This is a genomic window from Pseudomonas sp. SLBN-26 (assembly GCF_006715895.1).
GTDB lineage: Bacteria > Pseudomonadota > Gammaproteobacteria > Pseudomonadales > Pseudomonadaceae > Metapseudomonas > Metapseudomonas otitidis.
Window position 1 is genome coordinate 68,077 of the sequence record NZ_VFOB01000001.1, and the last position, 25,441, is coordinate 93,517.

Annotated in this window: 25 protein-coding genes; 17 read left to right on the forward strand and 8 right to left on the reverse strand. The window is 67.8% G+C overall.

Annotated features, from left to right (window positions below):
• Positions 1 to 78 precede the first annotated feature (78 nt).
• Positions 79 to 993: a LysR family transcriptional regulator gene (locus FBY21_RS00325; protein WP_074968388.1), complete on the forward strand. Its 915-nt coding sequence runs from the start codon at positions 79 to 81 to the stop codon at positions 991 to 993.
• Positions 994 to 1,294: 301 nt separating this feature from the next.
• Here FBY21_RS00325 and FBY21_RS00330 read toward each other — a convergent pair whose 3' ends face one another.
• Positions 1,295 to 2,038: a TorF family putative porin gene (locus FBY21_RS00330; protein WP_142007900.1), complete on the reverse strand. Its 744-nt coding sequence runs from the start codon at positions 2,036 to 2,038 to the stop codon at positions 1,295 to 1,297.
• Positions 2,039 to 2,139: 101 nt separating this feature from the next.
• Entirely contained in the window at positions 2,140 to 3,882 is a 1,743-nt protein-coding gene (locus FBY21_RS00335) for an amidohydrolase (RefSeq protein ID WP_142007901.1), read from the reverse strand.
• Positions 3,883 to 3,988: 106 nt separating this feature from the next.
• Between FBY21_RS00335 and FBY21_RS00340 the strand changes: the two genes are divergently transcribed.
• Positions 3,989 to 4,903: a LysR family transcriptional regulator gene (locus FBY21_RS00340; RefSeq protein WP_142007902.1), complete on the forward strand. Its 915-nt coding sequence runs from the start codon at positions 3,989 to 3,991 to the stop codon at positions 4,901 to 4,903.
• Positions 4,904 to 5,016: 113 nt separating this feature from the next.
• Positions 5,017 to 6,747 carry a bifunctional isocitrate dehydrogenase kinase/phosphatase gene (gene aceK / locus FBY21_RS00345; RefSeq protein WP_142007903.1) on the forward strand — a complete coding sequence of 577 codons (1,731 nt, stop codon included), beginning with the start codon at positions 5,017 to 5,019 and terminating at the stop codon, positions 6,745 to 6,747.
• A 427-nt stretch (positions 6,748 to 7,174) separates the two neighbouring features.
• On the opposite strand, the gene sohB is transcribed toward aceK, so the two are convergent.
• On the reverse strand, positions 7,175 to 8,200 hold the full coding sequence (gene sohB, locus FBY21_RS00350) for a protease SohB (protein ID WP_074968377.1): 1,026 nt from the start codon (positions 8,198 to 8,200) through the stop codon (positions 7,175 to 7,177).
• 210 nt (positions 8,201 to 8,410) lie between these two features.
• Here sohB and FBY21_RS00355 point away from each other — a divergent pair, with 210 nt between their 5' ends.
• The 9 genes from FBY21_RS00355 to map all read left to right on the forward strand — a co-directional run bounded on the left by FBY21_RS00355 (position 8,411) and on the right by map (position 16,707).
• Positions 8,411 to 9,121, forward strand: a complete 711-nt coding sequence (locus tag FBY21_RS00355; protein ID WP_142007904.1) for a histidine phosphatase family protein — start codon at positions 8,411 to 8,413, stop codon at positions 9,119 to 9,121.
• A gap of 56 nt (positions 9,122 to 9,177) precedes the next feature.
• Positions 9,178 to 9,492: an SCP2 sterol-binding domain-containing protein gene (locus FBY21_RS00360; RefSeq protein ID WP_021221784.1), complete on the forward strand. Its 315-nt coding sequence runs from the start codon at positions 9,178 to 9,180 to the stop codon at positions 9,490 to 9,492.
• Between the two features lie 209 nt (positions 9,493 to 9,701).
• Positions 9,702 to 10,772, forward strand: a complete 1,071-nt coding sequence (locus tag FBY21_RS00365; protein ID WP_044408457.1) for a phosphotransferase family protein — start codon at positions 9,702 to 9,704, stop codon at positions 10,770 to 10,772.
• A 24-nt stretch (positions 10,773 to 10,796) separates the two neighbouring features.
• Positions 10,797 to 11,564 carry an SDR family oxidoreductase gene (locus tag FBY21_RS00370; protein WP_044408455.1) on the forward strand — a complete coding sequence of 256 codons (768 nt, stop codon included), beginning with the start codon at positions 10,797 to 10,799 and terminating at the stop codon, positions 11,562 to 11,564.
• A 153-nt stretch (positions 11,565 to 11,717) separates the two neighbouring features.
• Positions 11,718 to 12,737 carry an AraC family transcriptional regulator gene (locus tag FBY21_RS00375; protein ID WP_044408452.1) on the forward strand — a complete coding sequence of 340 codons (1,020 nt, stop codon included), beginning with the start codon at positions 11,718 to 11,720 and terminating at the stop codon, positions 12,735 to 12,737.
• Positions 12,738 to 13,340: 603 nt separating this feature from the next.
• Positions 13,341 to 14,381: a histone deacetylase family protein gene (locus FBY21_RS00380; RefSeq protein ID WP_142016185.1), complete on the forward strand. Its 1,041-nt coding sequence runs from the start codon at positions 13,341 to 13,343 to the stop codon at positions 14,379 to 14,381.
• Positions 14,378 to 15,466, forward strand: coding sequence for an extracellular solute-binding protein (locus FBY21_RS00385; RefSeq protein WP_142007905.1), 1,089 nt, complete (start codon positions 14,378 to 14,380; stop codon positions 15,464 to 15,466). Before FBY21_RS00380 ends, FBY21_RS00385 begins: the two co-directional genes overlap by 4 nt.
• Positions 15,467 to 15,688: 222 nt before the next feature.
• Positions 15,689 to 15,907, forward strand: coding sequence for a ParD-like family protein (locus FBY21_RS00390; protein WP_107329892.1), 219 nt, complete (start codon positions 15,689 to 15,691; stop codon positions 15,905 to 15,907).
• Positions 15,904 to 16,707, forward strand: a complete 804-nt coding sequence (map, locus tag FBY21_RS00395; protein WP_142007906.1) for a type I methionyl aminopeptidase — start codon at positions 15,904 to 15,906, stop codon at positions 16,705 to 16,707. The genes FBY21_RS00390 and map overlap by 4 nt, the downstream gene beginning before the upstream one ends.
• Before the next feature lie 47 nt (positions 16,708 to 16,754).
• On the opposite strand, the gene FBY21_RS00400 is transcribed toward map, so the two are convergent.
• The gene (locus FBY21_RS00400) at positions 16,755 to 17,924 is read right to left on the reverse strand and encodes a YbfB/YjiJ family MFS transporter (protein ID WP_142007907.1); all 1,170 of its coding nucleotides are present in this window, start codon (positions 17,922 to 17,924) and stop codon (positions 16,755 to 16,757) included.
• Between the two features lie 105 nt (positions 17,925 to 18,029).
• Between FBY21_RS00400 and ptrR the strand changes: the two genes are divergently transcribed.
• Positions 18,030 to 18,902, forward strand: coding sequence for a putrescine utilization regulator PtrR (ptrR, locus tag FBY21_RS00405; protein ID WP_044408434.1), 873 nt, complete (start codon positions 18,030 to 18,032; stop codon positions 18,900 to 18,902).
• A 39-nt stretch (positions 18,903 to 18,941) separates the two neighbouring features.
• Here the strand turns inward: ptrR and FBY21_RS00410 are convergent, their stop codons facing one another.
• The gene (locus FBY21_RS00410) at positions 18,942 to 19,898 is read right to left on the reverse strand and encodes a GlxA family transcriptional regulator (RefSeq protein ID WP_142007908.1); all 957 of its coding nucleotides are present in this window, start codon (positions 19,896 to 19,898) and stop codon (positions 18,942 to 18,944) included.
• A 121-nt stretch (positions 19,899 to 20,019) separates the two neighbouring features.
• Here FBY21_RS00410 and FBY21_RS00415 point away from each other — a divergent pair, with 121 nt between their 5' ends.
• Together FBY21_RS00415 and FBY21_RS29505 are read left to right on the forward strand one after the other, a co-directional pair.
• A complete protein-coding gene (locus FBY21_RS00415; protein WP_253543956.1) occupies positions 20,020 to 20,652 on the forward strand; it encodes a cysteine hydrolase family protein in 633 nt (210 codons plus the stop codon).
• Between the two features lie 565 nt (positions 20,653 to 21,217).
• Positions 21,218 to 21,358 (forward strand): PA1414 family protein, encoded by a 141-nt coding sequence (locus FBY21_RS29505; protein WP_164707369.1) that lies wholly within the window; start codon positions 21,218 to 21,220, stop codon positions 21,356 to 21,358.
• Positions 21,359 to 21,387: 29 nt separating this feature from the next.
• Here the strand turns inward: FBY21_RS29505 and FBY21_RS00425 are convergent, their stop codons facing one another.
• Positions 21,388 to 21,642 carry a hypothetical protein gene (locus FBY21_RS00425; protein ID WP_142007910.1) on the reverse strand — a complete coding sequence of 85 codons (255 nt, stop codon included), beginning with the start codon at positions 21,640 to 21,642 and terminating at the stop codon, positions 21,388 to 21,390.
• On the opposite strand from FBY21_RS00425, the gene sfnG reads away from it, so the two are divergent.
• Both sfnG and FBY21_RS00435 read left to right on the forward strand, forming a co-directional pair.
• Positions 21,641 to 22,744 carry a dimethylsulfone monooxygenase SfnG gene (gene sfnG, locus FBY21_RS00430; RefSeq protein ID WP_142007911.1) on the forward strand — a complete coding sequence of 368 codons (1,104 nt, stop codon included), beginning with the start codon at positions 21,641 to 21,643 and terminating at the stop codon, positions 22,742 to 22,744. The two genes, FBY21_RS00425 and sfnG, sit on opposite strands and share 2 nt — an antisense overlap.
• Before the next feature lie 103 nt (positions 22,745 to 22,847).
• Entirely contained in the window at positions 22,848 to 23,378 is a 531-nt protein-coding gene (locus FBY21_RS00435) for a chalcone isomerase family protein (RefSeq protein WP_142007912.1), read from the forward strand.
• 30 nt (positions 23,379 to 23,408) lie between these two features.
• Here FBY21_RS00435 and FBY21_RS00440 read toward each other — a convergent pair whose 3' ends face one another.
• Positions 23,409 to 24,254, reverse strand: a complete 846-nt coding sequence (locus FBY21_RS00440) for an amidohydrolase family protein (protein WP_142007913.1) — start codon at positions 24,252 to 24,254, stop codon at positions 23,409 to 23,411.
• The gene (ssuD, locus tag FBY21_RS00445) at positions 24,251 to 25,381 is read right to left on the reverse strand and encodes an FMNH2-dependent alkanesulfonate monooxygenase (protein ID WP_074968356.1); all 1,131 of its coding nucleotides are present in this window, start codon (positions 25,379 to 25,381) and stop codon (positions 24,251 to 24,253) included. Before ssuD ends, FBY21_RS00440 begins: the two co-directional genes overlap by 4 nt.
• Positions 25,382 to 25,441 lie beyond the last annotated feature (60 nt).

The window sequence follows — 25,441 nt, forward strand, 5'->3', positions numbered from 1 at the left end:
CGCTGAGCCTAACCAAGCCGGCGCGGCGGCAGAATGCTATGTTCGCGCACAACTTCTATGCCGGATCGGAACAGGTCGATGGACAAGCTCAGTGCCCTCTCGATGTTTATCGCTACCGCCGATCACGGCAGCTTCAGCCGCGCAGCCGAGCACCTGGGCAAGACGCCCTCGGCGCTGACCAAGGCGGTGGGCCACCTGGAATCCGAGCTGGGAGTGCGCCTGTTCGAGCGCACCACCCGGCGCATGGCGCTGACCGAGGCCGGGCACATCTACCTGGAGGGCGCGCGCCAGGCACTGATGCAACTGCAACTGGCCGGCGAGGAAGTGGACCAGCTGCAGCACGCGTTGCGCGGCACCCTGCGCCTCACCGCACCGCCGTCCTTCGGCCCGGCCTTCCTCAACGAGGTCTGCTGCCGCTACATGGACGCCCACCCCCAGGTGCGCCTGGAAGTGGACCTCAACGACGCCTTCGTCGACCTGATCGACGGCGGCTACGACCTGGCCCTGCGCGACGGTCCCACCGACCTGCCGGGGCTGATCGCCAGGCCCCTGGCCGATAACCGCGTCTACCTGTGCTGCACCCCGGGCTACCTGGAACGCAAGGGCATGGGGGTGACCCTGGAGAACTTCCAGCAGCACGACTGGCTGATCTTCCAGCACCCCATGCTCAACCGGCATTTCTGGTGGCTGCGCCTGGGCGAGGAGCGTATCCGCCTGGCCCATCCGGTGGCGCACCTGGCCAGCGACAACTACGACTTCCTGCTCGCCTGCCTGCTGCGCGGCCACGGCCTGCAGCCGCTCCCACGCTGGAGCGCCAAGCCGTACCTGGCCAGCGGCCAGCTGGTGCGAGTGATGCCCGAGTACCTGCTGGAGCCCGATGTCTTCGGCCCCTGGGTGCATGTGCTCTACCTCTCCCACCGCCGCCGTACCCGCAAGGTCCGGGCGTTCATCGAGATGCTGGAGGCGTATATGCAGGAGCAGGGGATCGCTTGATGGTCGGTGTCGGGCCATCGCGAATGAGTTCGCAAACAGAGGAGCCAGGCCCAACGCAACGGCGCCGACCCATTTCGCGAATGAATTCGCTCCCACGAAGAGCCAGGCCGTGCGTAGGGCAGACGTCGCTCTTTACGTCCACCAGCGGAGTTGCGGGTGACCCCGATGGTTGACCGGTGAAGCGCGGCCCCCCCTACATCCAGCACTAGGTCCGTAGGATGCGTAGCGCGCAGCGAAACCCATGCTGTCGTCGGGCCCGCTGCGCGCACCTTGGGCGAATGAATTCGCCCCTACAGGGCTGTTAGAACGTCTTGCTGACGCTCGCCACCACCGTTGCGCTGCAGGTGTCGGTGAAGCCGTAGTTGCTGGCGCACTGGCTTTCCGAAAGGTCGGTGTCGACGTAGGCGAGGCCCCAGGTGACGCCGAGGAAGTCGCGGGTCAGCTTGGCTTCCCACTCGCGGTACGACTCGCTGCCGGTGCCGCTGCGGGACCACAGCAGCGTGTCCTTGAAGTCCATGCGCCCGTAGCGCAGCTCCAGGCTGACATCGAGAGGCAGCCGGGTTTCGTAGCCGACCCAGGTGTAGAGGGTGTTCTGGTCCTCGCCGATGGCGTTCGGGGCATCGGCCGAATAGTAGGCGGCGGCCTTGAAACCGTAGGCATCGAGCACGGCGTACACCTCGCTCTGGTTGAACTGACTTTCCTTCGGGTAGGCGTACTTGATCACGCCCAGGTCCAGGCTCACCGCGTCCGTGGCCTGCCAGTACCAGCCGGCGTAGTAGTCCACCTCCTGGCGGGTCTTGAGGCCGAAGCCGTAGTCGACGTTGGAGGTCCAGGCGCCGGCGTAGAGGCCGCTGGAGTGCAGCAGCGTGACGCCGGCCTGGGCGGCCGGGTCGCCCTGGGTCTGCGAGATGCCTCGGGTGCGGTAGTCGCTGGTCAGCTTGAGGTCGATCTCGACGGCCAGGTCCTCGTTGATCGGCAAGGCGGCCTGGCTGCACAGCGGGGCCAGCGCGAGGCCGGCGAGGAGGAGGGTGGTGGAACGCTTCATGGTGGATTCCCGATCTTGTGGTTGTTATGGGCAGATGAAGGGCAAGGCTTCGCCCGACCCCCGTGCAGCGGGAGCCAGGCATCAGCGGTGGAGCGGTGTTGTTATCGGGCGGCGGTGTAGACCTCGCGGCCGCCGAACCAGGTCTTCAGCACCCGGGTTTCGGCCAGGGCCTTGGCGTCCACGGTGAACACGTCGCGGTCGAGGAGGATGAAGTCGGCCTGTTTGCCGACTGCCAGCGAGCCGATGCGCTGCTCCTGGCCGATGGCTCGGGCGGCGTTAAGGGTGTAGGCGTAGAACATCGTCTCCCGGTCCAGGCGCTCATCGGCATTGAGCACGCCTTTCTCGCCCTCGCGGGTCACGGCCTGGGCCATGGCGGCCCAGGGATTGGGCGAGGACACGGGCCAGTCGCTGGCACCGGCGAGGGTCGCCCCCTTCTGCAGCAGCGAGTGCGCCGGGTACTGGTAGCGGAAGGCGAAGGCGCTGACGTAGGGCTTGACCATGTCCAGCGTGTAGTCGTCCCCGGCGGCCCAGAGCAACTGCATGGAGGCGATCACATCGAGCGGCTTGAAGCGCGCGAACTCCCTGGGGTTCACCAGTTGCAGGTGGGTGATCGAGTGGGTGATGCCGCTCTGCCGGTCTCGGCGTGCCTGCTCGATGCCGTTGAGCGCCTCGCGCACCGCACGGTCGCCGATGGCGTGGATGTGTACGAGCCAGCCGCGTGCATCCGCCGCGCTGACCAGTTCGCCGAAATGCGCCGGGTCGATCAGCAGTTCGCCCTGCTTGTGGCTGTTGCTGTACGGGTCGATCAGCGCCGCGCTCTGCGCCGGGTACTCCAGCACGCCGTCGGCGAAGACCTTGATCCCCGGCAGGCTCAGGTTGTCGATGCCCTGGAACTGTTGGCGCACCTTGTCCAGGGTGTCCAGGTCGGCGGGGCGGCTCTTCGGGTGGGCCACCAGCAGCGCGGCGACGTGGGCGGTCAGCTCGCCCTTGTCCGCCAGGGCCTTGTACACCGGCAGCACGCCGATGGATTTCTCCGTGGGCTTCAGGGCGAACAGCGGCTCGCCCGGGGCACCGTTGGCGGCCGGGTCCATCCAGGCTGTCACGCCCAGGCTGTTGAAGGTGTTCACGGCATTCTCGCCCGCCCGCAGCAGGGTCGCGGCCTCCAGCGGTGGCAGTACGGCGGCCACGCGGTCCCAGCCGGCATCCACCAGGAAGCCGTTGGGCGCGCCGTCCTTGCCCAGGCCGATGGTGCCGCGCTCGGCCTCGGGCAGGCTGGCCAGCAGCTTGGCGTCGATGCCGGCGCGCTGGCGCATGGCGGCGTTGGCCCAGGCGGTGTGGTGGTCGCTGCCGACGAAGACGATGGGCACCCCGGCCCACTCACCCCGGTCGAAGCGCTGGCCCAACGCTTCGGACTGGGCCCAGTAGGCCGAGGTCATCCCGCCCACGTAGAGCGCATCGCCCCGGCGCGCAGTGCCATCGTCACGCCAGGCCCGCAGGCGTTTCTCCAGCTCGTCCAGGCTCACCTGCTCATCGCCCATGTTGGCGGTGGACATCTCCAGGCCGCCGAAGATGGCGTGGGCGTGGGTGTCGATCAGCCCCGGCATCAGTGCCTTGCCGCCCAGGTCGATGCGCTGGGTGCCGGCGTCCGCCAGGGCGCTGATTTCCGCATCGCTGCCCACCGCCAGCACCTTGCCGTTCTCCACGGCGATGGCCTGCACCATCGGTCGGGCCTTGTCGGCGGTGAAGACCTTGCCGTTGAGCAGCACCATGTCGGCGCCGGCCATGGCTTCCCACGAGGCAAAAGCCAGTGCCGTGGCCAGGAGTCGAGGAACGAAGATTTTCACGGGAGCCCCCTTGTTTTTGTAGGTGTGGCGGCGAGACTAGCGGCTCGTTCCGCCGTGGATAACGGCGAGGTCACGCAAAACGCTTTTGCCCCGTTGGAAAAGTCCCATGGATAAGCTCGGTGCCATCACGATGTTCGTCGCCACCGCCGACCACGGCAGTTTCAGCCGGGCGGCCGAGCACCTGGGCAAGACCCCCTCGGCCCTGACCAAGGCCGTCAGCCACCTGGAAGCGGAACTGAGCGCGCGCCTGTTCGAGCGCAGCACCCGGCGCATCGTGCTCACCGAGGCCGGGCGGCTCTACCTGGAAACGGCGCGGCAGCTGCTGCAGCGCCTGCACGATGTCGGCGAAGAGATCGGCCAGCTGCAACACGGGCTCAAGGGCAGCCTGCGGATGACCGCGCCGCTGGCCTTCAGCCGCGCCTTCCTCGACGAAGTGTGCGCCGGCTTCCTCGCCAGCTACCCGCAGATCACCCTGCGGGTGGACCTGACCGACACCTTCGTCGACCTGGTAGAGGCCGGTTACGATCTGGCCCTGCGCGAAGGCCCCTGCGACCTGCCGGGGCTCATCGCCCGCCCGGTCGGGCGCAACCGCATCGCCCTCTGCGCCAGCCCCGACTACGTGGCGCGGCGCGGCCCCTTCAGCCTGGACGCCATCGACGCCCACGACTGGCTCAGCTACCGCCACCCGGCCCTTAGCCGGCAGTTCTGGTGGGTCGAGCGTGATGGCCAGCGCACCCGCCTGCTGCACCCGAGCGTGTCGCGGCTGGAGAGCGACAACTACGACCTGCTGCTGGCCAACGCCCTGGCAGGCATGGGGGTGATCCACGCGCCGCTGTGGAGCGCCGCTCCCTACCTGGCCGACGGGCGCCTGGTGAACCTGCTGCCGGATCATGAGATCGACCCGGATGCCTTCGGCGACCGCATCCTCGCCGTCTACCCCAGTCACCGCCGGGCCACCGGCAAGGTGCTGGCCTTCATCGACTACCTGGCGGCCTACCTGCGCGACCGCGGGCTGGCCTGAGCCCCCTTCGCCGGGCTGCAACGCGACCCGCGAGTCAGTCCGGGGCGGCGCTTTTTTTCGGCCCGGCCTGTGGCTAAGCTCGCTGTTCCGACACCACAGCCGAGTGTGAGTCCATGACGCAGCAATGGCCGGCCGCCGACATCGCGCGCCTGATCCTCGAAGGGTTCGACGACTACCGGGAGCATTTCCGCCAGATCACCGACGGCGCGCGCAGCCGCTTCGAGCAGGCCCAGTGGCAGGAGATCCAGGGCGCCGCCGCGGCACGCATCGCCCTCTACGAAGACAAGGTCAGCGAAGTCAGCGAACGCCTGCGCGGCACCTTCGACGACGAGGTGCTGCTGGACGTGCAGCTCTGGCCGCTGGTCAAGAGCGCCTACATCAAGCAGATCGACCTGCGCCTGGACGACGAACTGGCCGAGACCTGGTTCAACTCCATCTTCTGCAGCCTCTTCAGCCACGACCTGATCAGCGACGGCTGCATGTTCATCCACACCACGCGGCCCTCCCTGCGCAGCCAGGAGCGTGCTCCGCAGACCCGCAGCTACCACCCGCGTGGCGATCTGCGCGACGTGCTGCGCGAGGTGTTCGCCGACTACTGCTTCGACGTGCCCTTCGAGGACATGGAGCGCGACCTCGACCGCCTGGTGGAGCAGTTGCGCGAGAGTCTGCCCGACTGGGTCATCAAGGACCCGGAGCTGTGCATCGAGCTGTTCTCCTCCACCCTCTACCGCAACAAGGGCGCCTACCTGGTGGGCCGCATCTACAACCGTGACGAGCAGTGGCCGCTGGTGGTGGCGCTGCTGCACCGCGAGGGGAGGGGCATCCAGGCCGACGCGCTGATCACCGACGAGGCGGAGGTGTCGATCATCTTCTCCTTCACCCGCTCCTACTTCATGGTGGACGTGGCCGTGCCGGCGGAGTTCGTCGGCTTCCTCAAGCGCATCCTGCCGGGCAAGCACATCGCCGAGCTGTACACCTCCATCGGCTTCTACAAGCACGGCAAGTCGGAGTTCTACCGGGCGCTGATCAACCACCTGGCCAACACCGACGACCGCTTCGTGATGGCGCCGGGTGTGCGCGGCATGGTGATGAGCGTGTTCACGCTGCCGGGCTTCAACACGGTGTTCAAGATCATCAAGGACCGTTTCGCCCACGCCAAGACGGTGGACCGCAACACCGTGATCGAGAAGTACCGGCTGGTGAAGAACGTCGACCGCGTCGGGCGCATGGCCGACACCCAGGAGTTCGCCGACTTCCGCTTCCCCCGCGCCAAGTTCGACCCGGACTGCCTTGCCGAACTGCTGGAGGTGGCGCCCTCCACCGTGGCGCTGGAAGGCGACACCGTGCTCATCCGCCACTGCTGGACCGAGCGCCGCATGACCCCGCTGAACATCTACCTGGAGAACGCCAGCGAACCCCAGGTGCTGGAAGCGCTCGACGACTACGGCCTGGCCATCAAGCAGCTGGCCGCGGCCAACATCTTCCCCGGCGACATGCTGCTGAAGAACTTCGGCGTCACCCGCCATGGTCGGGTGGTGTTCTACGACTACGACGAGATCGGCTACCTGACGGAGATGAACTTCCGCGTCATCCCGCCGCCGCGCTACCCCGAGGACGAGATGGCCGCCGAGCCCTGGTACTCGGTGGCGCCGAACGACGTCTTCCCCGAGGAGTTCCCGCGCTTCCTGTTCGCCGACATCGGCCAGCGGCGGCTGTTCAACAAGCTGCATGGCGAGCTGTATGACGCGGCGTACTGGAAGTCCCTGCAGGAGGCTATCCGGGCGGGCAAGGTGATCGACGTGTTCCCGTACCGGCGCAAGGGGCGGGATGACACGATCCAGTGATCTGCTGGGCGGCGGCAGTCGCTTAGCCAAGTTGATTGCCGCGTTTTGCTGACAGCCTTTGTTTCGCCTTGCCCGGCGAGTTTCTTTTTTCAGTCGCCAAAAAAGAAACCAAAAAGGCTCGCCCCTGCATGCGGGTTTGGCTGTGCCAAACTTCCCTCGCTTCATCATCGCGCCGGGGAGCGTCGCGACAGGCCATCCATGGCCTGGCGCTCCTTTCGCGGCATCCATGCCGCTCAATCCCCTTTGCAATGACTCCGCTCGGCCTCCTGAAGGGGCCATTTTCCCCGCCCCACCCAATGTGAGCACCCAACGCAATGCTATGCGCAGCCACCACGGTGAAGGAGGTGTGGCACTTAGATGATGCAGGCGCTCATAAAAAACGCCGCGATCAACGCGGCGTTCTTCATTCAGGCGGGGAGGGCAGGGTTCACTGCCAGAAGCGCTGCTGCTGCAGGCGGCCCCACCAGTTCATCAGCAGGCGATCCACGCTGGCGCTGGCAGCGATGCCGAAACGCTCCGGCAGGCTCTTCTTCTCCACGTAGCTGAGCAGGAACAGCTCCGACTCGCGGGCGCGCTCGGCCAGGTACTCGTCGCTAGTGCGCAGGTCGTCCACCAGCGCCTTCTCGCGGGCGGCGGTGCCCAGCCAGACCTCGCCGGTCGCCACGTCCTCGATGGCCAGCTGCGGGCGGTACTGCGCCACGTAGTCCTTGAAGCGGTCGTGGATGCTCTCCAGGTCTTCCTGGAACTTCTCCCGACCCTTCTCGGTGTTCTCGCCGAACACGGTGAGGGTGCGCTTGTACTCGCCGGCGGTGAGCACTTCGTAGTCCACGTCGTGCTTCTTCAGCAGGCGGTGCACGTTGGGCAACTGGGCCACCACGCCGATGGAGCCGATCAGCGCGAAGGGCGCCGCCAGGATGCGGTCCCCCACGCAGGCCATCATGTAGCCGCCGCTGGCCGCCACCTTGTCCACGCACACCGTCAGCGGCACGCCGGCCTGGCGGATGCGCGCCAGCTGCGAGGCGGCCAGGCCGTAGCTGTGCACCATGCCGCCGCCGCTTTCCAGGCGCAGCACCACCTCGTCCTTGGGCGTGGCCAGGGTCAGCAGGGCGGTGATCTCGTGGCGCAGCTGGTCGGCGGCGGAGGCCTTGATGTCGCCGTCGAAGTCCAGCACGAACACTCGGGGCTTGGCCTGGGGATTCTTGCGCGCGGCCTTCTCCGCCTTGGCTTCGGCCTTGCGTTGGGCCTTGAGCGCGTCCTTGTCCAGCAGGCTCTGCTCCAGGCGCTCGCGCAGGCCTTTATAGAAGTCGTTGAGCTTGGTCACTTCCAGGTGGCCACCGCCACCACGACGGCCCCGGCCACGCAGTGCGGCAAGCATCACCAGAACGATCAGGATGGCCACCACCACGGTGACCGTCTTGGCGAGAAAGCCCGCGTAATCGGCTAGGAACTCCACATAACCCCCTTCAGGAATCGACACGCGCCCCGTCTGCGGGCGCGAAAACCGGCCAAGCATACCCGCCCCGCGCAGGGCTCCACCAGCAACTGAAAAACGGCGTCATAAACAGCGGGAATGCATTCAAACAAGCGTATGTTTTTTCGTTGACAGCCCCTGTGCTTCCCCATAACCTCGCGAAACTTTCAACGTCCCGGGACGGCAGCGTACGTGGGCAGCATCTACCTGATCCGACATGGCCAGGCCTCTTTCGGCGCCGATAACTACGACGTGCTTTCCAGCGTCGGAGTTCGCCAGGCCGAAGTCCTCGGCGAGCACTTCGCCCGCCTCGGCGTGCGCCTGGATCGATGCGTCGCCGGCAGCCTCCAGCGCCAGCGCCACACCGCCGAATCCGCCCTGGAGCGCCTGCGGGCCGCCGGCCTGGCCGCACCCGAGGTGGACGTCGACCCCGCCTTCAATGAGTTCGATGCCGATGCGGTGATCCGCGCCCTGCTGCCCAGCGTGCTGGAGCAGGAGCCCGAGGCGCTGCACATCATGCGCAACGCCGCGCAGAACCGTGCCGAGTTCCAGCGGCTATTCTCCAGCCTGGTATTGCGCTGGGTGGCCGGCGACTACGACGCCCCGCAGCTGCAGAGCTGGGTCGATTTCGTCGACCAGGTGCGCGGCGGTCTGGAGCGGGTGCTGGAGCGGGCGGACAGCAAGCAGAACATCGCCGTGTTCACCTCCGGCGGCACCATCACCGCGTTGCTCCACCTGGTGGCCGGCGTGCCTGCCGACCGGGCGTTCGAGCTCAACTGGCAGATCGTCAATACTTCCCTCTCGCGCCTGAAGTTCCGGGGGCGGGATGTGGCGCTGGCTTCCTTCAACAGTCATGTGCATCTGGAGCTGTTGAGGGCGCCGGAACTCATCACCTACCGATGAGCCCGGCCCACCGGCCGCAAGGCCGTTATAAAACCTGAAAAACAAAGGATCGAACCATGACCACCGTTGCTGACATCGTCAAAAACATGCAGTCCAAGTTCAACGCCGGTGCTGCCGCTGGCCTGGACCTGGTATTCCAGTTCAACATCGAAGACGGCGACAACCACTACCTGGTCGTCAAGGACGGCACCTGCGACGTACAGCAGGGCGATGCCCCGAACCCCAACGTCACCCTGATCATGAGCACCGAGACCCTGGTCGGCATCATGACCGGTGAAACCGACGGCATGCAGGCCTTCATGGGCGGCAAGCTGCGCGCCGAAGGCGACATGATGCTCGCCATGAAGCTCGGCGAGCTGTTCCCGGTCTGATCGGCGAGGCCGAACCGGAAACACCCGAAACCGGAGTCCCTGGGCTCCGGTTTTTTTTCGCCCGGAAGGCTCTGCACCGGGCCAATCAGGCAGCCTGATCGAGTGGCAACACGCCTGCCTATAACGGTTGTTCGTGCTTGAGGCGCCCCTTCGGCGGCATTAGGCTTGCGAATAATCATGGGTCCTAATCATAAGTAGAAGGGATAAGCATGACGCTTACAGATCAGTCCACCCGCATCCGCGACGGCGAAGAGCTCGATGCCGCGGCCATCGACCCGTATCTCAAGGCGCACATCCCCGGGCTCAGCGGCACCCCGCGCATCAGCCAGTTCCCCGGCGGCGCCTCGAACCTGACCTACCTGCTGGAATACCCAGAACAGGAGTTCGTCCTGCGTCGTCCGCCGTTCGGGCACAAGGCCAAGTCCGCCCATGACATGGGCCGCGAATTCCGCATCCTCAACCAGCTCAATGCCGGCTTCCCGTACTGCCCGAAGGCCTACGTGCACTGCACCGACGACTCGGTCATCGGCGCCGAGTTCTACGTGATGGAGCGGGTCAAAGGCGTGATCCTGCGGGCTGATGCGCCGGCCGAGCTGGGCCTGGACGAAACCCGTGCCCGCGCCCTGTGCAAGACCTTCATCGACCGCTTCGTCGAACTGCACAACGTCGACTACAACGCCTGCGGCCTGGGCGACCTCGGCAAGCCCGACGGCTACGTGCGTCGCCAGATCGAAGGCTGGAGCGACCGTTACGAGAAGGCCATGACGCCCGACGCCCCGACCTGGGAAGCGGTTCGCGCCTGGCTCAAGGACAAGATGCCCGCCGACCACGGCAAGCCCGGCATCGTCCACAACGACTACCGCTTCGACAACGTCATCCTCGACCCCAGCGACCCGCTGAAGATCATCGGCGTGCTGGACTGGGAGCTGACCACCATCGGCGACCCGCTGATGGACCTGGGCAACACCCTGGCCTACTGGATCGAAGCCAAGGACCCGGCCCCGGTGCAGCTCATGCGCCGTCAGCCCAGCCACCTGCCGGGCATGCTCACCCGCCGCGAGTTCGCCGACTACTACGCCGAGCGCGCCGGCCTGCCGCCCATCGACAACCTGGACTTCTACTACACCTATGGCCTGTTCCGCCTGGCCGGTATCGTCCAGCAGATCTACTACCGCTTCTTCCACGGCCAGACCCAGGACAAGCGCTTCGCCCAGTTCATCCACATGAACAAGCTGCTGGAGCAGATGAGCCTCCAGGTGATCGGCCAATCCCGGCTGTAACCGGACCACTACAAGGGGAACCCCATGTCCAAGACCCAACTGTTCGACCTCGACGGCAAGATCGCCTTCGTTTCCGGCGCCAGCCGCGGCATCGGCGAAGCCATCGCCAAGCTGCTGGCCCAGCAGGGCGCCCACGTGATCGTCTCCAGCCGCAAGATCGACGGCTGCCAGGCCGTGGCCGATGCCATCGTCGCCGAAGGTGGCAAGGCCACCGCCATCGCCTGCCACATCGGCGAAATGGAGCAGATCCAGAACGTCTTCGCGCAGATCCGCGAGCAGTTCGGTCGCCTGGACATCCTCGTCAACAACGCCGCCACCAACCCGCAGTTCTGCAACGTCCTGGACACCGACCTGTCGGCCTTCCAGAAGACCGTCGACGTCAACATCCGCGGCTACTACTTCATGTCCATCGAAGGCGGCAAGCTGATGAAGCAGAACGGCGGCGGCAGCATCATCAACGTTGCCTCCATCAACGGTGTATCCCCCGGCGAGTTCCAGGGCATCTACTCCGTCACCAAGGCCGCGGTTATCAGCATGACCAAGGTGTTCGCCAAGGAGTGCGCCCAGTACGGCATCCGCTGCAACGCCCTGCTGCCGGGCCTGACCGACACCAAGTTCGCCTCGGCGCTGACCAAGAACGACGCCATCCTCAACGTCGCCCTGCAGCGCATCCCGCTCAAGCGCGTGGCCGACCCGAGCGAAATGGCCGGCGCCGTGCTCTACCTCGCCAGCGCAGCCTCCAGCTACACCACCGGCGTGGCCCTGAACGTGGACGGCGGCTTCCTGTCCTGATCCCCGCCCGGTCCGCCAGAAGAGGGAGCCGCCAGGCTCCCTTTTTCGTGGCCGGCCCTTTGACTTGCCCGACGAAAACGCATACAGAACAGCGCCAGCCCACCTGGAATGCCTGCATGCCGTACGCCCACCCGCCCCGCGAAACCTGATGCCATGGCCGAGACCCTCTTCTCCCGCGCCAGCTGGCTCAACTCCCTGCACATGTCCACCCTCACCGTCGCCTGCATGGCCGAGCGCGGCGTGGCGGCCGATGCCGTGCTGGAGGGCAGCGGCATCACTGTCGACGACCTGCGCGACCTGCGTCGGCTGATCAACCCCGGGCAGGAGCAGCAGGTGTTCGCCAACGCCGTTCGCCTGGCCGGCTCGCCCGCCCTCGGACTGGAGCTGGGGCAGCGCACCCGCATCTCCGCCTATGGCCTGCTGGGCTATGCACTGCTCTCCGCCCCGACCCTCGGCGACGCGCTGCGCATCGGCCTCGGCTACCCCGTGCTGCTCGGCACCTACTTCCACCTGCGCCTGGAGCGCGAAGGCGAGCTGGCCTGGCTGCTGGCCAGCGGCTACGGCGAGGACGAAGCCTTGCGCCCGTTCAACACCGAGCTGTGCCTGGGCTCGTTGCGGGTCATCTGCGCCGACCTGCTCGGTCAGCCGCTGCCTGTGTCCGCCCTGGAGCTGGACTACCCCGAACCCGCTGGAGCCGCGCCCTATTACCGCCGCGTATTCGAGCGCGCCCCGCGCTTTGCCCGTGGCCGCAGCGGGTTCGGCTTCCCCGCCGCCTGGCTCGACCGGCCGCTGCCCCTGGCCGACCCGGTCACCCACAGCGAAATGCTCGAACAGTGCCGCCGGCAGAACGCCGAATTCGCCGCCCGCCGCGCCTGGCTGGAGCGGGTGCGCGACCTCCTGGCCCAGCGCCTCGCCACCCCGCCCGGGCTCGATGAGCTTGCCCGCGCCATGAACACCTCTACCCGCAGCCTGCGCCGCCACCTCGCCCAGCAGCAGACCAGCTACCAGCAACTGCTCGACGAATTGCGCTTCGAACGGGCCAAGGCCCTGTTGCGCGAAGGCGACCTGCCCATCTACCGCATCGCCGAAATCCTCGGCTTCAGCGAAACCGCCAGCCTCCGCCACGCCTTCCAGCGCTGGAGCGGCCAGCCACCCAGCCACTTCCGAGGCTGACGATTCATGACCCGGCCGGCGGTGGGGCTACGGCGGCAACCGAAGGATGGGCTGAGCTGTACGAAGCCCATCGCTGTCCGGGCGACATGGGTTCGATGCGGTTCGCCGAGCTCACCGCATCCTACGGGCGGTGCCCAGGGGGGCTGCGGTGATGGCGGTTTACATCCTCCCAGCCCCGATATGGGTATCACGACGGCAACCGTAGGATGGGCTGAGCTGTGCGAAGCCCATCGTTGGCCGCGCGACTTGGGTTCGATGCGGTTCGCCGAGCTCACCGCATCCTACGGACGGTGCTCAGGGGGCGGATGTGATGGCGGCTTACAGCCTCCCAGCCCCGAGACGGGTATTACGACGGCAACCGTAGGATGGGCTGAGCTGTGCGAAGCCCATCGTTGTCCGTGCGACGTGGGCTCGATGCGGTTCGCCGAGCTCACCGCGTCCTACGGGCGGTAGCCGGTCCGTAGGCGGGGTATAAGACCTGACGTGGCCAGCCATGTTGGCCATTTCGATCCCCTATTGGCCGTTACCCCCACTGCTCAAAGCGGGGGCGGCGGCCGAGAATCGGGCTCACCAACAACAAGAACCCCGATGAGGTACGCCCCCATGCTGACCGTGTACAGCGACGATCATCGCCTCCACTTCGGCCAGTCCGAACTGGTCGACGGCAAGCTCCAGCCCTGTTTCGAAATGCCCAGCCGCGCCGACACCGTGCTTGCCCGCGTGCGCCAGCAGGTGCTGGGCGAGGTGATCGAGCCGCGCGACTTCGGCCTCGACCCCATCCTCCGTGTGCATGACGCCGGCTACGTGAAGTTCCTCCAGGGCGCCTGGGCCCGCTGGGAGGCCGAAGGCCACAGCGGCGACCTGGTCTCCACCACCTTCCCGGCCCGTCGCCTGCGTCGCGACGGCCCCATCCCCACCGCACTGATGGGCGAGCTGGGCCACTACAGCTTCGACACCGAAGCGCCCATCACCCCCGGCACCTGGCAGGCCGTGTACAGCTCCGCCCAGGTGGCGCTGACCGCCCAGGACCACATGCGCCAGGGCGCCCGCACCGCCTTCGCCCTGTGCCGTCCGCCGGGCCACCACGCCGGCAGCGACTTCATGGGGGGCTACTGCTTCTTCAACAACGCCGCCATCGTCACCCAGGCCTTCCTCGACCAGGGCGCCAAGCGGGTCGCCATCCTCGACGTGGACTACCACCACGGCAACGGCACCCAGGAGCTGTTCTACACCCGCAACGACGTGCTGTTCGCCTCCATCCACGGCGACCCGCTGGTGGAGTACCCCTACTTCCTCGGCCATGCCGACGAGCGCGGCGAGGGCGCGGGGGAGGGCTTCAACGTCAACTACCCGCTGCCCCATGGCACCGCCTGGGACGGGTGGTCCGCCGCGCTGGAGGATGCCTGCCAGCGCATCGCCGCCTACGCCCCGGACGCACTGGTAATCTCCCTCGGCGTGGACACCTACAAGGACGACCCCATCTCCCAGTTCAAGCTGGATTCGCCGGACTACCTGCGCATGGGCCAGCGCATCGCCGCCCTCGGCCTGCCGACGCTGTTCATTATGGAAGGCGGCTACGCCGTCGAGGCCATCGGCGTCAACGCGGTGAACGTGCTGCAGGGCTACGAAGGGGCTGCCCGATGAGTGCCCGCCTGCTGCTCGCCGGCGCCCTCCTGGGCGCCTCGCTGAATGCCGTTGCCGCCGAGCCGGTGGTGCGCATCTACAACTGGTTCGACTACATCGCCCCCGACACCCTGGAGAACTTCCACAAGGCCAGTGGCATCCAGCCCAAGTACGACGTCTACGACAGCAACGAGGTGCTGGAGGCCAAGCTGCTGTCCGGCCACTCCGGCTATGACCTGGTGGTACCCAGCGACGGCTTCCTGCCCAACTACATGAAGGCCGGCGTGTTCCAGCCGCTGGACAAGAGCAAGCTGCCCAACTGGAAGAACCTCAATCCGGCGTTGCTCAAGGTGCTGGCCGCCAAGGACCCGGGCAACCAGTACGTGATGCCCTACATGTGGGGCACCAACGGCATCGCCTACAACGTCGACAAGGTGAAGGCGGTGCTCGGCGACAACGCCCCGGTGGACTCCTGGGACCTGATCTTCAACCCCGACAACCTGGCCAAGCTCAAGCAGTGCGGCGTGGCCTTCCTCGACTCGCCCACCGAGGTGATTCCCGAGGTGCTGCACTACCTCGGCCTGCCGCCCAACAGCCGCAACCCGGAGGACTACAAGAAGGCCGAAGCGCTGCTGGAGAAGCTGCGCCCGAGCGTGCGCTACTTCAGCTCCTCCAAGTTCGTCAGCGACCTGGCCAACGGCGAGGTGTGCGTGGCCCTGGCCTGGTCCGGCGGCGCCATGCAGGCCGCCGCCCGCGCCCGCGAGGCCGGCAACGGGGTGAAGGTGGAGTACCGCATTCCCAAGGAAGGCACCGCCGCCTGGTTCGACGTCCTGGCCATCCCCAAGGACGCGCAGAACGTCGAGGAGGCCCACGCCTTCCTCAACTACCTGCTGCAGCCGGAGGTGGTGGCGCCGATCTCCGACCACGTGGCCTACGCCAACCCCAACCAGGCTGCCGACGCGCTCACGTCGGCCGAGCTGCGGGACAACCCCAACGTTTACCCGCCGGCCGAGGTGCAGGCCAAGCTGTTCTCCGTGGAGATGCTGCCGCCGAAGATGGAGCGCATCCGCACGCGGACCTGGACCAAGATCAAGACCGGGACCTGAGCAGGGCAGTGCAAAAGGGCCGCTATGCGGCCCTTTCATTCCGTGAGTGGTTGATTCGCGGGTTCAGCCGAGGCCGCCTGGTTCGCCTGGCCTGGCGAGTTTCGGAGCCAGAAGGTGGCGGGTCTGGCTGCGCCAGACTGCCCTCGCTTCATCGTTGCACGTACCCCATGAGCCAATTCGGAGTGCTATGTTATGTAGCATTTCGTATATGGAGTATTTGCCATGGGCATCGTCAAGATCTCGGATTCCCTGCACGAGGAGGCCCGCGTCGCCTGCCGGGCCATGTCCCGTTCCATCAACGCCCAGGCCGAGCACTGGATGCGCATCGGCATGCTCGCCGAGGCGCATCCCGAGTTGACCTACGCCGACATCATCCGCCGGCTGATGAGCGAGGCCCGCGAGCTGGAAAGCGCCGGTGCAGCGGAAGAGGCGGTGCAATGAGCAAGGTGACGATCAAGACCGCCGACGAGATCGCGCGCATGGCCGTGGCCGGGCGGCTCGCCGCGCGGGTGCTGGAGGCGCTGGAGGCGTTCATCGTGCCCGGCATCACCACGATGGACATCGACGCCTTCTGCGAGCGCTACATCGTCGAGACCCTCGACGCCATCCCCGGCAGCAAGGGCCAGTACGGCTACCCGTACACGGTCAACACCTCGGTGAACCACGTGGTCTGCCACGGCTGGCCGTCGGCCAGCGAGGTGCTGAAGGAGGGCGACATCGTCAACGTGGACGTCACCGTCATCAAGAACGGCTACTACGGCGACACCAGCCGGATGTACGCCGTCGGCTGCATCAGCGAGGACGCCAAGCGGCTGGTGCGGGTGACCCGCGAGTGCCTGTACGACGCCATCCGCGTGGTGCGCCCGGGCGCGACCCTGGGGGACGTCGGCCATGCCATCCAGACCCACGCCGAGCGCATGGGCTACTCGGTGGTGCTGGAGTTCTGCGGCCATGGCATCGGCCGGCAGATGCACGAAAGCCCCCAGGTGCTGCATGTCGGCCGGCCCGGCCAGGGGCTGCGCCTGGAGCCGGGCATGACCTTCACCATCGAACCGATGATCAACCAGGGCCGCCGCCAGGTGCGCACCCTGGCCGACGGCTGGACGGTGATCACCCGAGACGGCAGCCTCTCCGCCCAGTTCGAGCACACCGTGCTGGTCACCGAGACCGGCTTCCGCGTGCTGACCCTGCGTGAGGAAGAGCGCGAGGCCTTCCCGGCTGATCCTGTGCTCCCCTCGTAGCCCGGGCTTCAGCCCGGGACCGTCAGGTGGCACCCGGACCCTGCGGCTCAACCCCGGCACGTCGCAACGCTGTTCACCTTCACGGCTTCCCGCGCCCTCAGCATCAGCCCGCCCGCCAGCAGCAAGGCGCCGGCGGCCAGCAGCAGGGCCGGGCGCAGGCCGCCGCTGAAGTGGCTGCTCAGGGCCGCCAGCAGCGGGCCACTGAGCTGGCCGAGGGCGAAGCCGGCAGTCAGCAGGCCGACGTTGCGGGCGTGGCCCTGGGGGTCGATTTCCCGCGCCCGCTGCATCACCAGCAACATGCTGGCGAGGAAGGGCGCTCCGCACAGCACCACGCCCAGGGCCAGCCCGGTCATGCCCGGGAACAGGCAGGCCAGCACGCCAAGCGCCTGCAGCCACAGCGCCCCCACCAGCCAGCGACCGGTGCTGCCCATGCCGGGGCGGCGCAGGCTCACCAGCAGCACCCCCAGGGTCGCCACCAGGCCGAAGGCCGGCCAGAACAGGTCTGCCTGCCAGTGCCCGTGGAACTGGCTGGCGGCCATCTGCGAAAGGAAGGTGGCCGGCAGGATGTAGCCCATCCCCACCAGGCTGTAGGCCACCAGCAGCGGGTAGAAGGCCGCCGGACGCGGCCCGGCCTGCATCGCGCCGGTCGCCGAGGCGGTACGCGGACGCGGCAGCAACGGGTGGGCGATGGCCGCCAGCACCAGCGCCACGCTGCCGAAGGCCAGCCAGGCCTGGGCCGAACCCGCTCCTTGCAGGTTCAGGCCGAGGGCGATGAGGCCAGTGAGGATCACCCCCAGGCTGGGCCCGGTGAAGATCAGCCCGCCCAGGCGCGGCCGTCCGGCGTCTGCCGCCACCTGGGCGGCCAGGCCGGTCACCACCACCAGCACCCAGGCGCTGGTGACGCCAGCGGCGAAGCGCAACAGGGCATGGGCCCAGAAGCCTTCGGCCCAGGCCGAGGCCAGGGTGATCGCCACGCCCACCCAGAGCCCGCCGAACAGGCGTCGGCGGGCACGCTGGGCGGTGGTGGCGCGCAGGGCGTCCAGCGCACCCACCAGGTAGCCGAGGTAGTTGGCGGCGGCCACCAGGCCGGCGGCGGTGAGGTCCACCTGGCCTTCGGCGATCAGGTGCGGCAGCTGCGGGGTCAGGGCGAAGCGGCCGATCCCCATGGCGGCGATGAGGGCCAGGAGGCTGGCGAGGATGCGGATCGAGGGGGCCATGGCAGGGCTCCATGCAGGACATCGGAAGACCATGCTAGGGCGTTGCGGTGTTCATAAAAAACGAATAATAAAGAACAACTCATTCAGCAAAAGAGAATGCATGCCATGGAATTCAGCCAGTTGCGCATCTTCCAGGCGGTGGCCGAATCCGGCTCCATCGCCCGCGCGGCGGAGCGCCTCAACCGGGTGCCATCGAACCTCTCCACGCGGCTGCGGCAATTGGAGGAGCAGTTGGGCGTGGACCTGTTCCTGCGGGAGCGCCAGCGCCTGCAGCTGTCGGCCTCGGGCAAGGTGCTGCTGGGCTATGCCGAGCGGCTGTTCGCCCTGCAGGCCGAGGCGGAGGCGGCGATCAAGGTCGGCGAGCCGGCGGGGGACTTCCTCATCGGCTCGATGTACAGCACGGCGGCCATCCACCTGCCGCCGATGCTGGCGCGCTACCACCGGGCCTGGCCGGCAGTGAACCTGCAGGTGCAGACGCAGCCCAGCGGCGAACTGGTGGAGGGGCTGGTGGCCGGGCGACTGGACGCGGCGCTGGTGGACGGCCCGTTGGAATACGCTGACCTGGACGGCATCCCGCTGTTCGACGAGGCGCTGGTGCTGATCACCGCCCTCGGCCATGGGCCGGTGGCCAGCGCGGCGGACGTGGCAGGGGCGGCGGTCTACACCTTTCGCTCGCGCTGTTCCTACCGCAAGCGCCTGGAGCGCTGGTTCGCCGAGTCGCGGGTGGCCATGGGCCGGGTGATGGAGATCGAGTCCTACCACAGCATGCTGGCCTGTGTGGTGGCCGGTGGCGGGGTGGCGCTGATGCCGCGCTCCATGCTGCAGAGCATGCCGGGGCGCGAGGCGGTGACGATTCACCCGCTGGCCGAACCCTTCGCCACCGCCACCACCTGGCTGATGTGGCGCAAGGGGATGCTGGGGGCGAACCTGAAGGCCTGGATCGAGCTGATGGACCTGCAGCCCAAACCCCAGGCGTGACCGTAGCCCGGGCTTCAGCCCGGGATGCCGGCCGCGCTGCTACGAAGCGCTCCCCTGGAAGCTCTGTCGCCAGGCCGACGGCGAGACGCCGAAGTGACGACCGAAGTGGTGCCGCAGGGAGGCGGGCGAGCCGAAGCCGGCGAGGGTGGCGATCTGCTCCACGCTCTGGTCGGTGTTCTCCAGCAGGCGCTGGGTCAGGGCCAGGCGCTCGGCCAGCAGCCAGTCGCCCAGGGTGGCGCCGGTGAGTTGGCGGAAGTGCCGGGTGAAGCTGCGCCGGCTCATCAGCGCGCGCTCGGCCAGGCTGTCCAGGCTGTGGGGTTCGCGCAGGTTGGTGCGCACCCAGTCGAGCAGCCCGGCGAGGCGGTCATCGCGGGCGCTGGCGGGCAGCGGCTGTTCGATGAACTGCGCCTGGCCACCCTGGCGGTGGGGCGCCACCACCAGCAACCGGGCCACGCGGTTGGCCCGTTCGGCGCCGCAGTGCTGACGCAGCAGGTGCAGGCAGCAGTCGAGCCCGGCGGCGGTGCCGGCGGAGGTGAGCAGGTTGCCTGCTTCCAGGTAGAGCACGTCCGGGTCCACGTCGACGGCCGGGTAGCGGGCGCTGAAGTCCCGCGCCCAGGCCCAGTGGGTGGTGGCGCGCTGGCCGTTGAGCAGCCCGGTTTCGGCCAGCACGTAAGCCCCCAGGCACAGCCCCACCAGGCGGGCGCCGCGCTGGTGGGCGGCGAGCAGCGCATCCAGCAGGGGCTGCGGCGGGCGTTCGTCGGGGTCGCGCCAACTGGGGACGATCACCGTGTGGGCGTCCTCCAGGGCCTCCAGGCCGTGGCTGACGCTGATCTGGAAACCGGCGCTGGTGCGCAGCGGGCCGTCTTCCGCCGCGCAGACGCGCAGCTCGAAGGGCGGCGCATCGGGCTGCATCTCGCCGAATACCAGGCAGGGCACGGACAGGTGGAAGGGGCTGATGTGGTCGAAGGCGACCACGGCGATAACGGGGGCTGGCATGGAGGGGCTCCGGTTGGCTTGGCCCGATCTTAGCGGAACTTGGCAACTGGGCCACTCGTGCGTCGCAGGGGGCTGGCCAACAATCCTCGCCACCTTCACTGCCTGAGCTTGCGAGGAAACCCTGATGTCCCAGTCCCCGAAACGCGCCCTGATCGTCATCGACGTGCAGAACGAGTACTTCAACGGCAGCCTGCTGATCGAGTACCCGCCGGTGAGCCAGTCGCTGCCCAACATCACCCGCGCCATGGATGCGGCCCACGCTGCCGGCATCCCGGTGGTGGTGGTGCGGCACCTGACCCCGGAAGGCACACCCATCTTCGCCCGTGGCAGCGCCACCGCCGAACTGCACCCGGAGATCGCCCGTCGCCCCCATGACCTGCTGGTGGACAAGGAGGAGGCCAGCGCCCTGTACGGCACCGGCCTGGGTGTCTGGCTGCGTGCCCGTGGCGTGGACACCCTCACGGTGGTCGGCTACATGACCCACCACTGCGACGACTCCACGGTGCGCCAGGCTGCCCACGAGGGCTGGACGGTGGAGCTGCTGAACGACGCCACCGGCTCGCTGCCCTACGCCAACGCCGCCGGTTCGGTCACCGCCGAGGAGATCCATCGGGTGGTCACCGTGGTGCTGCATGCCGGCTTCGGCGCCGTGGCCAGCACCCAGGACTGGCTGGCGGCGGTGGAGGCGGGCCGGGCGCTGGAGCCGGACAACATCCTGGCGTCCAACCAGCGCGCGGTGGCGGCGCGCGCCTGACCCTGCGGTGGCGACCGCCCGTCAGGTCGGTGGCCGTTCAGCGTCGGTGAAAAATGCTTGAACCCTTGCCCGTGGTGCCGGTCGATCCTGTGTTGCTCCCTGACCTCGAAGGACCGGCCCGTGGGCGAGCCCAACCCCCTCAAGGGCACCCCAAAAAACTACCTGCGTTGTCATCGCTGCGTTAAAAACAGGCTAAAAATGCTCATTTACTGCACGTAAACTGCGCTTTTTTCGCCTGTTTTTGCCTTGCGCTGACGGCCTCGCCTACGTTTTTAGAGGCGCCCTCATGTGCTGTTCAGCGCGGTGGCCGTGCTGTTCCTGGCCATCATCATGGCCGGCTATGCGCGCGGCGAACCGTTCCCTGGCCCGTTTCCCGCCGCGTGCTGTGGCGCCGAGGCGGTTCCGTCCGGCAGGCTCCGTTAGTCGGCTTCCTACGCTGGCCGCTCCTGGCGTCTGACCGGCTCCTGTAAATTTTGATTCAGCGCAGTTCGCCCTTTCCGGGGCAGGTCTACGCTGTAATTGGCAGCGGAATCCTTCCGCCGCCTGTCCTGATGAGGAGGGGACCATGAAAGCTTGGCTGAGCCGTTTCGCCTGGCAGTTGTCCGTGACCCTTGGGCTGATCGAGCGCCCGCGCCTGCAACCCATCCCTGTCCGCAGTGACGAGCAGCGTCGCCTGGCCGAGGCCCGGCGCCAGCGCCGTCCGTGAACCTGGCGCGGGGCGTTCTGCCCGCGCCGTCATGACCTGACCCAGCCACCCCCGGCGCCTTCGCGCCGGGCGGCTGCCTGCGTGTGGCTGACGGCCGAAAGGCTGTTGGTCGGGCAACAGTGCATCAGCAGGTTGTCCTCGTCCGGGCAGCCGCCCGTTGTCTGCTGATTGATGCAAATCATTGTTCGTAAAGGCTTTTTTATCCTGGCATGGTTGCTGCTGAAGACCTTGTGCAACTGGCCGCCGGTGCGGCCATCCGTCCGTTCGCACAGGAGAGAAGCCATGAGCCAGCAACCGATCAAGTTCGCCTACTGGGTCCCCAACGTCAGCGGCGGCCTCGTCGTCAGCACCATCGAGCAGCGCACCCGCTGGGACATCGACTACAACCGCACCCTGGCCCGCACGGCCGAGGCGGCCGGCTTCGAGTACGCGCTGTCGCAGATCCGCTTCACCGCCGGCTACGGCGCCGAGTACCAGCATGAGTCGGTGGCCATCAGTCATGCACTGCTGGCGGCGACCGAAAAGCTCAAGGTGATCGCGGCCATCCTGCCGGGGCCCTGGAACCCGACCCTGGCAGCCAAGCAGTTGGCGACCATCGACCAGCTCACCGGCGGGCGCATCGCCATCAACGTGGTGTCCGGCTGGTTCCGGGGCGAATTCCACGCCATCGGCGAGCCCTGGCTGGACCACGACGAACGCTACCGCCGCTCCGAGGAGTTCATCCGCGCGCTGAAGGGTATCTGGACCGAGGACAGCTTCACCTTCAACGGCGATTTCTACCGCTTCCGCGACTACAGCCTGAAGCCCAAGCCGCTGCAGCAACCGCACCCGGAAATCTTCCAGGGCGGCAGTTCGCGAGCTGCGCGGGACATGGCGGCCCGGGTGTCGGACTGGTACTTCACCAACGGCAACACGGTGGAGGGGATCAAGGCCCAGGTGGACGACATCCGCGCCAAGGCCGCCGCCAACGGGCACAGCGTGAAGATCGGGGTGAACGCCTTCATCATCGCCCGCGATACCGAGGAGGAGGCCCGCGCAGTGCTGCAGGAGATCATCGACAAGGCCAACCCCGAGGCAGTCAACGCCTTCGGTGCCGAGGTGAAGCACGCCGGCGCGGCCAGCCCGGAGCGTGAAGGCAACTGGGCCAAGTCCACCTTCGAGGACCTGGTGCAGTACAACGACGGCTTCAAGACCAACCTGATCGGGACGCCCCGGCAGATCGCCGAGCGCATCCTCGCCCTCAAGGCCGTGGGGGTGGACCTGATCCTCTCCGGCTTCCTGCACTTCCAGGAGGAGGTGGAGTACTTCGGCCAGCACGTGCTGCCACTGGTTCGCGAGCTGGAGGCCGAGGCCGCCGCCGAGCGCGAGTCCAGGGCCGTGGCCTGATCACAGGGCGGCGGCGCCGGGAGGCGCTGCCGCGTTGATCGGTTGTTCTTGTACAAATAGTCGGTTTGTACAATATTGGCCGTCACCTAACCGGAGTGACGCCATGCATCCTTTCTTTCGCCGGGCCGTGCTGGCCTGCTGCCTGTTGACTGCCACCGGCCTGGCCCAGGCCGACTGGCGCCAAGCCCTGCCCGAGGCGCGCCTGGTGGGCAGTGCGGACTACAGCTTCTTCGGCTTCCGCCTCTACAGCGCCCGCCTGTGGTCGCCAACGGCGCCGCTGGCGGCGGACGCGCCGTTCGCCCTGGAGCTCACCTACCACCGCACTATCGAGCGCGATGACCTGGTGGCCGCCAGCCTCAAGGAAATCCGCCGGACGGCGGGGGATCGGGTCAGCGAGGCGCAGTTGCAGGCCTGGGCCGAGCAGATGCGCCAGGCCTTCGTCGACGTGGAGCCGGGGCAGCGCATCACCGGGGTATTCCTGCCGGGGCAGGGCGCGCGCTTCTACTTCGGCGACCGGCTCACCCACGCCGTCGACGACCGCGCCTTCGCCCGGGCATTCTTCGACATCTGGCTCTCGCCCCGCACCCGCGAGCCGGAGCGCCGCGAAGAACTGCTGGGGCTGGCCAGCAACTAGGTATGGGCCGCCAACGGCGGCCCGGGGTCATCAGAGCTTGAACAGGCGCGCGGCGTTGCCGTGGAAGAACTTCTCCAGCACCTCGTCCCGCAGGCCCAGGCGCTGGGCATCCTCGATGCTCTGGCGGATCGGCCGGAAGGTGTAGGAGGAGCCGAACAGCAGCTGGTCGGCGAGGAAGCCGTTGGCCGCCTGCACGTAGCCTTCGCTGCCGGGCAGGAACAGGTACATGTCCGGCACCAGGTGGATGTTCGGGTAGCGGAAGGCCACGCCCAGGGCCTGCTGCACGTTGGGCCAGTAGCCGTGGTAGACCACGATGGGCAATTGCGGGAAGGCCCGGGCCACGGCCGCCAGGCGGCCGGGGTCGTTGTAGGCCGGGTCCGGCGTGGTCGGCCCGCTCATCAGGAACAGCGGGATGCCGCGCGCTTGCAGGTGCTCGTAGAGCGGCCAGTACAGCGGATCGTCCGGGTGCCGGGCGGGGTCGCCGAACCCCGGCTCCAGGTCGATGCCGGCCAGGCCCAGCTTGTCTACCGCGCGGTCCACTTCCGCCAGCGCCGCGTCGATGCCCTGCAGGGCCGGCTCCACCGAACCGATGCCGATCAGCGCTTCGTGCCCCTGGACAATGGCCTGGATGCGTTCGTTGGGCAGATGCTGGGAGGGGGTATGCCGGCCCACCACCACGGCGCGGTACAACCCGGCGTCGCGCACTTCGGTGAGGAAGCCCTCGGGCGTGAGCGAGCGCTCGAAGTGGTTGTCCGGGCCCCGCGTGCCCACGCGGCGGTTCAGCCAGCGGGCCGTGTCATGTTCCGGCGTGCCCGGCGCCCCGCCGAAGAATGGGTGCAGGTAGGCCGGGCGGCAGCGCATGTCGATGATCTTCACGCGACGTTCTCCTTGCCGGCGCGAATGTCGAAGGCGCCGCCGGTGAAGGCACCGTCCACCGTGACCTTGCCCTTGCCGGGCAGCAGCGGGAACACCAGCTCGGCGAAGCGGTAGGCCTCTTCCAGGTGCGGGTAGCCGGACAGCACGAAGCTGTCCACGCCCAGCTGCGCATACTCCAGCAGGCGCGCGGCCACCGTCTCGGGGTCGCCCACCAGGGCGGTGCCGGCGCCGCCGCGCACCAGGCCGACGCCGGCCCAGAGGTTGGGCGCCACTTCCAGCTTGTTGCGGTCGCCGCCGTGCAGCGCGGCCATGCGTCGCTGGCCTTCGGAGTCCATCCGCGCGTAGTTGGCCTGGGCGGCCGCGATGGTGGCGTCGTCCAGGTGGCTGATCAGCTCGTCGGCGGCAGCCCAGGCGGCGGCGTTGGTCTCCCGCACGATCACGTGCAGGCGCACGCCGAAGCGCACGCTGCGGCCATGGCGAGCGGCGCGGGCGCGCACGTCGGCGATCTTCTCGGCGACGGCCGCCGGTGGCTCGCCCCAGGTCAGGTAGGCATCCACGTGCTTGGCCGCCAGCTCGTGGGCGGCGGGGGAGGAGCCACCGAAGTACAGCGGCGGGTAGGGCTGCTGCACCGGCGGGAAGAAGTTCTGGGCGCCCTTGACCTTGAGGTGCTGGCCGTCGAAGTCCACCGTTTCGCCCTGCAGCAGGCGTCGCCAGATGCTGAGGAACTCGTCGGAGGCGGCGTAGCGCTCGTCGTGGGCGAGGAACACGCCGTCGGCTTCCAGCTCGGTGGCGTCGCCGCCGGGCACCACGTTGAGCAGCAGGCGCCCGCCGCTGGCCTGGTCCAGGGTGGCGGCCTGGCGGGCCGAGGCGGTGGGGTTGCCGAGGGAGGTGCGCAGGGCCACCAGCAGCTTGATGCGCTGGGTCACCGGCACCAGGCTGGCGGCGGTCACCCAGGGGTCCAGGCAGCTGGCGCCGGTGGGGATCAGCAGGCCGTCGTAGCCCAGCTGGTCCGCCGCCACGGCGATCTGCCGCATGTAGGCGTTGGTGGCCGGGCGGCCGCTGGCGGAGTGGCCCAGGTAGCGGGTGTCGCCGGAAGTCGGCAGGAACCAGAAGATATCCAGACTCATGGTGTTGTCCTCGTTGCCATCGTCGTTGCCCGTCAGGGCGTTGGGTGCACGCGTGGCGTC